This window comes from Acrocarpospora catenulata (assembly GCF_018476525.1).
GTDB classification, from domain to species: Bacteria; Actinomycetota; Actinomycetes; order Streptosporangiales; family Streptosporangiaceae; genus Acrocarpospora; species Acrocarpospora catenulata.
The window spans coordinates 1-10,811 of the sequence record NZ_JAHCST010000113.1; the positions used below are offsets into that span (position 1 = coordinate 1).

Sequence of the window (10,811 nt, forward strand, 5' to 3'; positions counted from 1 at the left end):
CAGGGTGGGTGGGTGTGGCCTAACGGCAATGGAGGGGGCTGGTGGGCGGGAGGACTACGGCAACCGGATCCCACGCATCCACGTTGAAAACCGGCCGATTCTGCAGAGCCGGATCCGCCGGAGGTCAGCGCAGGGTGGGTGGGGATTCCGGTTAGTTGGAGGCTAGGCCGTTGCGGGCTATTACTTCGCGGTACCAGTGGGCGCTGGATTTCGGGAGGCGTTCCAGGGAGTCGTAGCCGACGTGGATGAGGCCGAAGCGTTTGTGGTAGCCGCGGGCCCATTCGAAGTTGTCGAGGAGGGACCAGACGAGGTACCCGCGGAGGGGGGCGCCGTCGGTTATGGCCTGGTGGGCGGCTTGGAAGTGGCCTTCGAGGTAGGCGATTCTGGCGGGGTCGGGGACCTGGCCGTTCTGGATGGTGTCGGGGTAGGCGCAGCCGTTTTCGGTGATCATGAGGGGGGTGCCGGGGTAGTCCCGGGTGAGGCGCATGAGGAGGTCGTAGAGGCCGGAAGGGATGACCTCCCAGCCCATTTCGGTGGGTTCGCCGTGTGGGGGGAGCCAGGCGATGCCTTCGCTGCCCGGGTATTCGAGGTGGCCGGGGGAGGCGGGGTCGGCGGCCAGGCGGTTGACCGTGTAGTAGTTGATGCCGAGCAGGTCGATGGGCTCGAAGAGGGGCTCGTCCAGGTCGGTGAATTTGGCGATGTGGGCGAGGACGTCCTCGGGGTAGCCGCCGCGCAGGGCGGGGTCGAGGAAGAGCCGGTTGGCCAGGCCGTCGATGAGCGTGGTCACCGAGGGGTCGCCGATCATCGGGCTGAGGTTGAGGGTGAGGCTGACCTCCCGGGCCCCACCCGCCCGCAGCGCCCGTACGCCGAGGGCGTGTGCCCGCAGCAGATGGTGGGCGGCGGTGAAGGCGGCGGCGGGATCGGCGATCCCGGGGGCGTGGCGGCCGGAGCCGTACCCGACGAAGGCCGAGACCCAGGGCTCGTTGAGGGTGGTCCACGTGCCCACCCGGTCCCCCAGCCGCCCGTACACCAGAGCGGCGTACTCGGCGAACCGGTCGGCGGTGGCGCGGTCGCGCCAGTCGAGCTCGGCGGGCAGGTCCCAGTGGTAGAGGGTGGCGATGGGCGCGATCCCCCGGGCCAGCAGCTCATCCACCAGACGGTCGTAGAAGTCCAGCCCGGCGGGATTGGCGGGCCCGGAGCCACCGGGTTGCACCCGGGGCCAGGCCACCGAGAACCGGTACGCCTGCAGCCCCAGATCCGCCATGATCGCGACATCCTCGCGGTACCGGTGGTAGTGGTCGCAGGCCACGTCCCCGGTGTGCCCGTCGACGACCTTCCCGGGGGTGTGCGAGAACACGTCCCAGATGGAAGGACCCCGGCCGTCCTCGTGGACCGCCCCCTCGATCTGGTACGACGCGGTGGCCGCGCCCCAGATGAACTCGTCAGGAAAACGCCTCACCCGTATCTCCCCCTCTGGTGCGACACCCACCATCATCGGGTGCTCTCCCTGATCGTCAACCGTGGCTCCAGCAGCATCGAGTCGGCGGGCAGCCCGTCGAGTTTGGCCATCAGCAGGCGCACCGCCTGGTGGCCGACCTCCTCGGCCGGGATGAGCACCGAGGTCAGCGCCGGACTGGCCCGCTCGGCCACATCGTCAGGGCAGATGGCCACGACCGACACGTCCTCGGGCACCGACCGCCCCAGCGCACGGAGCGCGGCCAGCACATGCCCGACCGCGGCCTCGTTGTGCACCACCAGACCGGTCAGCCCCGGATGCTCGTCGAAGAGCAGTTTCACCGTCTCGGCGACCTCGTCGTAGGTCTCCTCGCAGGGCACCGCCACCGCCTTGAGCCCCACGGCCGCCGCGGTGAACCCGGCCAGCGTGCGCTCGGCGAAGCCGGTGCCGCGCGCGTACACCACCCGGGGCGCGCCGAGCAGCGCGATCTCCCGGTGGCCGCCGGACGCCAGGTACTCGGCGCAGAGCGCGCCCGCCCGGGCGAAGTCGAGGTCCACGCAGGTCAGTCCCTCGGCGTCGGCCGGGAACCCGATCAGCACGCTCGGCTCCCCCAGCTCGCGCAGCAGCGGCACCCGGGGGTCGCGGACCTCCACGTCCATCAGCAGCAGCCCGTCCACCAGCGCGCTGGCCGCCACCCGTTTGAGCCCCTCCGGCCCTTCGTCGGCGGTCATCAGCAGCACGTCGTGGTCGTACCGGCGCGCGGTGGCCACCACCGAGGTGGCGAACTGCATCAGGACCGGCAGGTTCATGCCCGCGCGCAGCGGCAGCACCAGCGCGATCACGTTCGCCCGCTTGCTGGCCAGCGCCCTGGCCCCGGCGTTGGGGTGGTAGCCGAGGATGCGGACGCTGTCCAGCACCCGCTGCCGGGTGGTCGCCGAGATGGCGCGTTTCCCGCTGAGCACGTAGGAGACCGTGCTCACCGCGACCCCCGCGTGCCGCGCCACGTCGGTGATGGTCACGGTCCGCACTTTCCTCACCGGCCGAACCTCAGACCGCGCACCGTGACCCCCTCGTTCTCGAACACCACATAAAGATCGCGCACGCCGTGCGCCGGGGAAAGAGCTGTGGCCACCTCGACGAAGTCGTGACCTCCGGCCATCGGCCGCACGGTGACCGCGCCGAGCACCTCGCCGTGCAGGGGATCGTCCAGCCGCAGGGTGAGCACGCCGCCCTCGGTGCTGGCGGCGGTCAGCGCGGCCGTGGTGTGGCCGGTCAGCTCGGCGTCCTGGAACTGGATCCAGGCGCCGGGCCCGGCCGAGCGCACCGCGTCCCCACGCTCCTTGGCGGCGTCACAGAGCACTATTCCGTCGTACTCGTCGCAGTCGGCCGCGTCCAGTGCGTCCACCTTCCGCGGCGGGATGCGCTCGCCACGGACGGCGAACGGCGCGTAGAGCTGGATGTCCCGGCTGGACCGGCCGACCTGGACCACGTGCTCGGCCTCCTCGATGACGAACCGTCCCCGGGTCACGTCCCAGAAGGCCAGCTCCGCCACCGGCACCGCGATCTCCACGGTACGGCTCTCGCCAGGCGAAAGCCGTACCTTCTGGAAGCCGCGCAGCGCGCGGACCGGCTGCTTCACCCGGGACCGCCGCTGGCGGGTGTAGACCTGCACGACCTCCTCCCCGGTCCGCGTCCCGGCGTTAGTGACCGTGACGCGCACGGTGAGCGTGTCCCCGGTGTCCAGTTCGCCGGTCGAGAGGCTCAGGTCGGAGTACCCGAAACGGGTGTAGCTGAGGCCGTGGCCGAAGGGGTAGAGCGGGGTTCCCCGGAAGTACAGGTAGGTCGCGTCGGTGGCGATGATGTCGTAGTCGAACAGGTCCGGCAGTTCCCCCGCCGAGCGGTACCAGGTCTGGGTGAGCCGCCCGCCCGGGTCCTCGTCGCCGAACAGCACGTCGGCGAGCGCGTGGCCGTACTCCTGGCCGCCGTGCGAGGACCACACGATGGCGGGCACGTGCGCGTCCGCCCAGTTCACCGCGAACGGGTAGCCGCTGGAGATGACCACCACGGTGGCCGGGTTGGCCGCGTGCACGGCGCGGACCAGGTTCTCCTGGGCCGGGGGCAGCGCCAGGTCGGCCCTGTCCTCGGTCTCCCTGCCGTTGACCAGCGGATGGTCGCCGACCACCACCACCGCCACGTCGGCCGCCGCCGCCACCGCTGCGGCCCGCTCGGCGCCGCTGGCCACCAGGTCCACCACCAGTACGGTGGCCGCCTCGGCGTCGTCGGTGATGCGCAGCACGCCCTGGTCGACGGCGACGTACTGGCCGGTCGAGATGTGCCGGAGCACCACGCCGCGGAAGCGCTCCTCCATGCGGAAGGTCTGCCGGACCTCCCAGCCGTTGGGCCCCGGCTGGTCGTTGACGAGCACGCCGTCATCGCCCACGCTGACGTGCCGGCCGTTGGCGACGCTGCGGAAGGCGTACGCGCCGCCGCCCCAGTCGAAGACGTCGAACTCGGCCGAGGGGCCGATGCCGAGCGGCCCGCCGGTGAACTCGCCGGTGGCGCTGACGTAGCCTTCCTCGGCGCGCAGGGTGATCCGGTCCACGCCCTCGCAGTAACGCGTCTCGGCCCGCTCGGCGATCCCGTTCCTGGCCGTCACCCGGTACGGCAGCGTGCCGCTGTACCAGTCCTCCAGCAGCACGTCGGCCAGCGGCCCGATCACCGCCACCCGGGTCGGCGCGGCCAGCGGCAGCAGCCCGTCGTTCTTCAGCAGGGTGATCGACTGCCGGGCCGCCTCACGGGCCAGCCGCTGGTGCTCGGGGCAGTTGACGACCTCCTCGGTGATCTCCTCGTACGGCTCGGCGGGGTCGAACTCGCCGAGCCGGGTGCGGATGGCCAGCGCGTGCCGTACGGCGGTGTCCACGTCGGACTCGGTGATCAGGCCGCGGTCCAGGGCGGTCCGCAGGTGGCCGAGGGTGGCCACGGGGTCGGCGTCGTCCTGGGTGAAGCTGTCCAGACCGGCCCTGAGCGCGTGCGCGTACGCCTCGGCGGGGTCGGTGTGGTACGCCTGCATCCCGAACAGGTTGGCGGGGGCGTAGGCGTCGCTGACCAGCAGCAGGTCCTGGCCGCTCCAGGTGCGCAGCGCCTCGTTGATCAGCGGGGACAGGTGCGCGGGGCGGCCGTTGACCAGGTTGTAGCTGGGCATCACGGCGACCGCGGCGCCGGCCTCGATGGGCGGGCGGAAGGCACGCAGCTCGTACTCGTGCAGCACCCGGGGCGGCAGGTTGCTGGAGCTGACGCAGCGGTCGGTCTCGTTGTTGTAGGCCAGGAAGTGCTTGAGGGTGGGGGCGGTCTTCAGCACGGGGCCGTCCCCGCGCAGGCCGGTGGCGTACGCGGTGCCGAGCACGCCGGTCAGCCACGGGTCCTCGGAGTAGCCCTCCTCGTTGCGGCCCCAGCGCGGGTCGCGTAACGGGTTGACCACCGGTGCCCAGACGTTGCGCCCGGCGCCCGCCGGGTCCTTGTGGTGGAAGGCGATGACCTCGTCGGCGGTGGCGGCGCCCACCCGGCGGACCAGCTCGGGGTTCCAGGTGCTGGCCAAGCCGACGGCCTGCGGGAAGACGGTGGCGGGGCCGAGCCAGGCCAGGCCGTGCAGGGCCTCGGTGCCGGTGCGGAACCGTTTGAGGCCAAGCCGCTCGACCGGCGCCTGGTACTGGTGGAGCAGCCCGATCTTCTCCGTGAGGGTGAGCCTGGCCAGCAGGTCGGCCACCCGTTCGCCGACTGGCAACCGGGGGTCGCGGAACGGCTCGCTCATCTTCTGGGCCACCATCCTCAAGTCGAAGCGCTTCGATTTCCCGGCAAAAGAAGGCGCTTCTCATCGAAGCGCTTCGAAATGCCCAAAGCCTGAAGCGCTCAGACGGCAGGGGTCGAAGCGCTTCGATTCATTACGTGAGGGTTAAACCGGCCTCACACCCGAAGAGTGCCGCCTACCGCACTCGCGGTCAAGACCCCATTTAACCCACTAAGTCAAGCAGGGGCGGGGAGCCGCCCGGAGTCGACGGAGTCCAGCACGCGGGCCGCCGCGCCGAGGGCCGGAGCCCCGTCCCCGAGGGTGGAGACGGTCAGGCGGCATCCCCCGGCGCCGGGGGCCACCGTGCGCCGGAGCAGCTCGGCCTCGGCCGGATTGTGGATCCAGGGGGCGAGCTTCACGAAGTACCCGCCCAGCACGATCACCTCGGGGTTGAGGGTGTTGGCCAGGATCGCGGCGCCCTTGCCCAGGTTCTCGCCGACCTGGTGCAGCGCGGCGAGCGTGTCGGCGTCGCCGGCCCTGGCCCGGCGCAGCGCCTCCTCCAGCTCGGGTTCCAGCTCGGAGGGGGAGACCTGGCCGCCCAGCACGGCGCCGAGGCCGGCCACCGCCTCCAGGCAGCCCCGGCGCCCGCAGTGGCACTGGGGACCCCCGGGATCGATCTCGATGTGGCCGATCTCGCCGGTGTAGCCGGAACCGCCGCGCCGCAACCGGCCGTCCATGATCACCCCGGCGCCGACGCCCACCTCGCCGGTGAGGTAGACCAGATCGGTCACCCCGCCGTACGGGCCGAACCGGAGTTCGGCCAATGCGCCCAGGTTGGCGTCGTTGTCGACCAGCACCGGGAAGCCCGGATCGCGCATCGCCTTGGTGAGATCACCGCACAGATCGACGTCTCGCCATCCGAGATTCGGAGCCAGCCGCACTGAACCGTTCATGTCGACGAGCCCGGGGACGGCCACCGTGAGACCCAGAACCTGGCGGGCGTCCTTGGCCATCCGGCTCACCACACGGCGGGCGATGGCGGCCACGCCGGCCACCGCCTGGCCGGCCGAGGCGGTGCCGCCGGGGAAGGAGCGGCGCCAAGACAGCAGCTCTTCGCCCTTGAGGTCGACCGCGACCGCGGTCAGGTAGTCGACGTTGACCTCGATCCCGATCGCCGCGTACGGCGAGCCGTCGAGCACGAGCATGGTCGCGGGGCGGCCCACCCGGTTCTCGGTGAGGCCGGTCTCGCGCAGCAGCCTCCGGTCGATGAGATCGGCGACCAGGCTGGAGACCGTAGCCTTGTTCAGCCCGGTGGAGGCGGCGATGTCGGCGCGGGAACAGGGGGAGTTCTCGCGGACGAACCGCAGGACCACCGCCAGGTTGGTGGCCCGGACGTCGGTGAAGTCAGCCGGTTGAGGACCCGCGTGCGATGTGATCAAAAGTCAGCCCCGTTCCTACTCGGGCTCATCATGCCTCATGCGCGCCCGGTCCGGCCTCTGTCATCACTCTGTGATCGGCGCCCGGCGGTCCGGCAGTGGCCGAAACCTTGTGGTAACCGTCTCTCTCGACTAATTTGTTTGGTCAAAAGACGAACTAACTCTACCGCGTGGCGGCCGTTCGCCAACACCCCTCCGCGACGCACGAAACAGGAAGGGAGCGCGTCGTGACGCAATCCCCCATAGGCACCACCACCCGGCGCGGGTTCCTCGCTCTGGCCGGCATGACCGCCCTGGCGGCCTGCGCCGCCCCCGAAGGCCCCAAGCCCGGCGCGGCCAAGGCCACCGCCGCCGCGATGGACAAGCTCACCGCCCTGGTGCCCAAGCAGGTCCCGCTCTCGGTGGTCACCCCCGACATCCCCAGCAGCGTGCCGGGCTTCGGCCGGGACGGTTTCCTCAAGTACCCGGCCACCCTGGTCGACAGCATCACCGCCAAGCCCGGCAAGGGCGGCACCTACAAGGTGATGGTGCCGACCTGGAGCCCGCTGCCGCCCCGGCTCGGCAGCAACGCCTACTACGACGCGGTCAACACCGACATCGGCGCCACCATCGACTTCAACTACCTGGACGGCATGACCATCCACGAGAAGCTGCCGACCCTGCTGGCCGGTGGCGACGTGGCCGACGTGACCACCCTGCCCGGCTGGGCGCTGACCGCGGTGCCGGACTACGCCAAGGCCGTGGACGGGCTCTTCGAGGACCTCACCCCCTACCTGGCGGGCGATATCTCCGCCAAGTACCCGGCGCTGGCCGCGATCCCCACCACGGCGTGGCAGTACTCGGTCTTCGACGGCAAGCTGAAGGCCGTACCGGCCTGGCCGACCCCGCAGTTCGGTCTGGTGCTCTTCCACCGCAAGGACATCTGGGACAAGCTGGGCCTCGGCGCGCCCAAGTCCGCCGACGAGCTGTTCGAGATGGGCAAGCAGGCCACCGACCCCAAAGCCAAGCGCTGGGCGTTCGGCGACATCTTCGAGATCATGCGGGAGATCTTCCGCGCCCCCCGCAAGTGGCGGAAGGAGGGCGGCACGATCGTCCACCAGTACGAGACGCCGGAGTACGAGGCGGCCGTGGTGTGGATGCGCAAGCTCGTCGACAACGAGCTGATCCACCCCAACGTGCTCTCCGCCAAGCACGCCGCCGACGCCAAGGAGCTCTTCAAGTCCGGCCAGATGCTGGTGGCCTCCGACGGGTTCAGCTTCTGGGCCGAGGCGCTGATCCAGATGTCCAAGGAGAACCCGGACTTCTGGATGGAGCCGGTGCCGATCTTCGGCGCGGACGGCGGGAAGCCCGAGTACCGGGTCAACCAGGACCCCAGCTACACCTTCATCAAGAAGGGCACCCCCAAGGAGAAGATCGAGGAACTGCTCGGGCTGTTCAACTACTTCTCCTCCCCCTTCGGCACCCAGGAGCAACTGCTCTTCAACAACGGCGTCGAGGGCAAGCACTTCACCCGGGACGCCAGCGGGGCCCCGCAGACCACCGAACTGGGCACCAAGGAGATCGTCGGCAGCTACGTCTGGCTCGGCGGCCGGGTCGACCCGATCTTCGAGTCGCAGGCTCACCCGAACTATGTGCAGGCCGCCACCACCTGGTGGAACTCCGCCGTCCAGGTCCGCCACGAGGACCCGTTCGAAGGCATCCGGGTGCTGGAGCCCGGCGACTTCACCGCGGCGGTCAAGCCGTTCGAGGACAAGGTGATGGACATCATCCGGGGCCGCCAGGACGTGTCCACCCTCAGCCAGGCCCTCGCCGACTGGCGCAAGGGCGGCGGGGACGCCGGGCGCGAGTTCTACCTGAAGGTCCTGACCGACAACGGCCGCGCCTGAACCGGGGCGGTTCTGACCGATGGCACTGCTGAAAAGCCGCCGAGACTCCGGGCCGGCGGGTGGCCTGACCTCACCCGCCGGTCCCGGCCCCCGCGCCAAGCGGCCCCGCATACCACTGCGGGCCCGGTTACGGCGCGACTGGCAGCTTCTGGTGATGACCCTCCCGGCCGTGGCCCTCCTGGTGGTGTTCCACTACGTCCCGACCCTGGGGAACGTGATCGCCTTCCAGGACTACTCGCCGTACGACGGGATCTCCGGCAGCCCCTGGATCGGCCTCTACAACTTCCAGTGGCTGCTCTCCGACCCCGAGTTCTGGCACGCGCTCCGGAACACCGTCACCATCACCACCTTCCAGCTGATCTTCTACTTCCCTGTCCCGATCGCGCTGGCCATCCTGCTGGACAGCGTGCTGTCCCGGCGGCTGCGGCTGCTCATCCAGGGCATCGTCTACATGCCGCACTTCTTCTCCTGGGTGCTGGTGGTCAGCCTCTTCCAGCAGATCCTGGGCGGAGCGGGGCTGCTCGCCCAGACCCTCCGCCAGCACGGCCACCAGCCGTGGGACATCATGACCAACCCGGACGCCTTCCTGGTGCTGGTCACCGCCGAGTCGGTGTGGAAGGACGCGGGCTGGGGGACCATCATCTTCCTGGCCGCGCTGGCCGCCATCAACCAGAACCTGTACGAGGCTTCGGCCGTTGACGGCGCCTCCCGGTGGCGGCGGATGTGGCACATCACGCTGCCGGGGCTCCGGCCGGTCATCATCCTGCTGCTCATCATCCGCCTCGGGGACGCGCTCAACGTCGGCTTCGAGCAGTTCTTCCTGCAGCGGGACGCGGTCGGCGCGCAGGCCGCCGAGGTGCTGGACACCTTCGTCTACTGGCGGACGCTGATGACCGGCGCGTGGAGCTACGGGGCGGCGGCCGGGCTCTTCAAGGGGCTGGTCGGCCTCATTCTCATCCTGATCGCCAACAAGGTGGCGCACAGGTTCGGCGAACAGGGAATCTACAAACGATCATGAGTAACCGTCCGACATGGCAGGAGCGGCCGACGGTGTTCGGCCTCACGCTCAAAGGCCTGGTCCTGACGCTGATCGTGCTGTGCATGATCTACCCGATCTACGTGGTGGTGCTCACCAGCCTCTCCTCCGCAGGCACGGTGACCGAGGCCGGTGGGCTGGTCACGCTGCCCGGCGAACTCTCCCTCGGGGCGTACCGGGAGCTGTTCTCCGGCGGCGTGGTCACCCGGGCCGTACTGGTCAGCACCGGCGTCACCGTCGTCGGCACCACCGTCAGCCTCGGTCTTACGGTGCTCGCCGCGTACGGGCTGTCCCGGACCGGCTCGCTGCTCCACCGCCCCCTGCTCTTCCTCTTCCTTCTCACCTTCCTCTTCACGCCCGGCATGATCCCCAGCTATCTGGTGGTCCGCGAGATGGGCCTGATCGACAGCTACTGGTCGCTGATCCTGCCCACCGCCGTGAACGCCTTCAACCTGGTGGTGATGCGCGCCTTCTTCATGAACATCCCCGGCGAGGTCCTCGACAGCGCCCGGATGGACGGCGCCGGCGACTTCCGCATCCTCTGGCGCATCGTCCTGCCCATGTCCAAGGGCGTAACCGCCGTGATCGGCCTCTTCTACGCCGTCGGCTACTGGAACGCCTTCTTCAACGCCGTCCTCTACATCAACGACAACTCCAAGTGGCCGCTCCAGCTCATCCTCCGCCAGTACGTCCAACAGGGCATGGACCTAGTCCCCAACACCCGCACCGCCGACATGGCCGCCGGCTACGCCCTCCCCCCCAACCTGGCCATCAAAATGGCCATCATCGTGGTGGCCCTCGTCCCCGTCCTGATCATCTACCCCTTCGTCCAACGCCACTTCACCAAGGGCGTCATCATCGGCGCGGTCAAGGGCTGACACCCGCTCCGCACCGTTGCTCGGGTCAAAGTGACGCCGCCGCGCGGCTTGATAGGCGGCACCGGCGCCACGACAGCTCATGATCTCGCCACGCTTGTCCGACCACGCCTTGTGTCCGGGGAGGTCCACGCCAGACGACGGCGAAGCCGGACAATGTGTCGACGGGCGTGGACGTCCCTGGCTATGCCCATTTCGGGGTCACGTGGTGGCCGACCGTTCTGGCGAAGCCGAGTTCAGCCGAAGGCCAGACAGGGTCGGTGGGAGATCCACGGCGACCATCCACCCCCGGCGGAAGCCGTGCCCCGGACCCGGAGGGCCAGGAGGGTGGGTGGGCG

7 protein-coding genes are annotated in these 10,811 nt (G+C 69.8%); 3 read left to right on the forward strand and 4 right to left on the reverse strand.

The annotated features are described in order from the left end of the window. Positions 1-151: 151 nt before the first annotated feature. The 4 genes from KIP79_RS45410 to KIP79_RS45425 all read right to left on the reverse strand — a co-directional run bounded on the left by KIP79_RS45410 (position 152) and on the right by KIP79_RS45425 (position 6,679). Positions 152-1,459 (reverse strand): GH1 family beta-glucosidase, encoded by a 1,308-nt coding sequence (locus KIP79_RS45410; RefSeq protein ID WP_308170245.1) that lies wholly within the window; start codon positions 1,457-1,459, stop codon positions 152-154. Between the two features lie 32 nt (positions 1,460-1,491). Then, complete coding sequence (locus KIP79_RS45415; protein ID WP_308170246.1) at positions 1,492-2,484, reverse strand: LacI family DNA-binding transcriptional regulator; 993 nt, start codon at positions 2,482-2,484, stop codon at positions 1,492-1,494. A 5-nt stretch (positions 2,485-2,489) separates the two neighbouring features. Beyond that, positions 2,490-5,264 carry a glycoside hydrolase family 3 protein gene (locus KIP79_RS45420; RefSeq protein ID WP_214111291.1) on the reverse strand — a complete coding sequence of 925 codons (2,775 nt, stop codon included), beginning with the start codon at positions 5,262-5,264 and terminating at the stop codon, positions 2,490-2,492. A gap of 212 nt (positions 5,265-5,476) precedes the next feature. After that, positions 5,477-6,679: an ROK family transcriptional regulator gene (locus KIP79_RS45425; protein WP_214111292.1), complete on the reverse strand. Its 1,203-nt coding sequence runs from the start codon at positions 6,677-6,679 to the stop codon at positions 5,477-5,479. Positions 6,680-6,903: 224 nt separating this feature from the next. On the opposite strand from KIP79_RS45425, the gene KIP79_RS45430 reads away from it, so the two are divergent. Genes KIP79_RS45430 through KIP79_RS45440 form a run of 3 tightly spaced genes read left to right on the forward strand, consistent with a single transcriptional unit; the run spans position 6,904 to position 10,476 of the window. Next, entirely contained in the window at positions 6,904-8,562 is a 1,659-nt protein-coding gene (locus tag KIP79_RS45430; RefSeq protein WP_214111293.1) for a type 2 periplasmic-binding domain-containing protein, read from the forward strand. A gap of 19 nt (positions 8,563-8,581) precedes the next feature. Next, entirely contained in the window at positions 8,582-9,580 is a 999-nt protein-coding gene (locus KIP79_RS45435; RefSeq protein WP_214111294.1) for an ABC transporter permease, read from the forward strand. Then, on the forward strand, positions 9,577-10,476 hold the full coding sequence (locus tag KIP79_RS45440; protein WP_214111295.1) for a carbohydrate ABC transporter permease: 900 nt from the start codon (positions 9,577-9,579) through the stop codon (positions 10,474-10,476). Before KIP79_RS45435 ends, KIP79_RS45440 begins: the two co-directional genes overlap by 4 nt. Positions 10,477-10,811: the final 335 nt, after the last annotated feature.

Excerpts from the sequence above, each read along its gene's own strand:
- KIP79_RS45440 (WP_214111295.1), top strand. The coding sequence starts at position 9,577 with ATGAGTAACCGTCCGACATGGCAGGAGCGGCCGACGGTGTTCGGCCTC.
- KIP79_RS45435 (WP_214111294.1), top strand. The coding sequence starts at position 8,582 with ATGGCACTGCTGAAAAGCCGCCGAGACTCCGGGCCGGCGGGTGGCCTG.
- KIP79_RS45420 (WP_214111291.1), bottom strand. The coding sequence starts at position 5,264 with ATGAGCGAGCCGTTCCGCGACCCCCGGTTGCCAGTCGGCGAACGGGTG.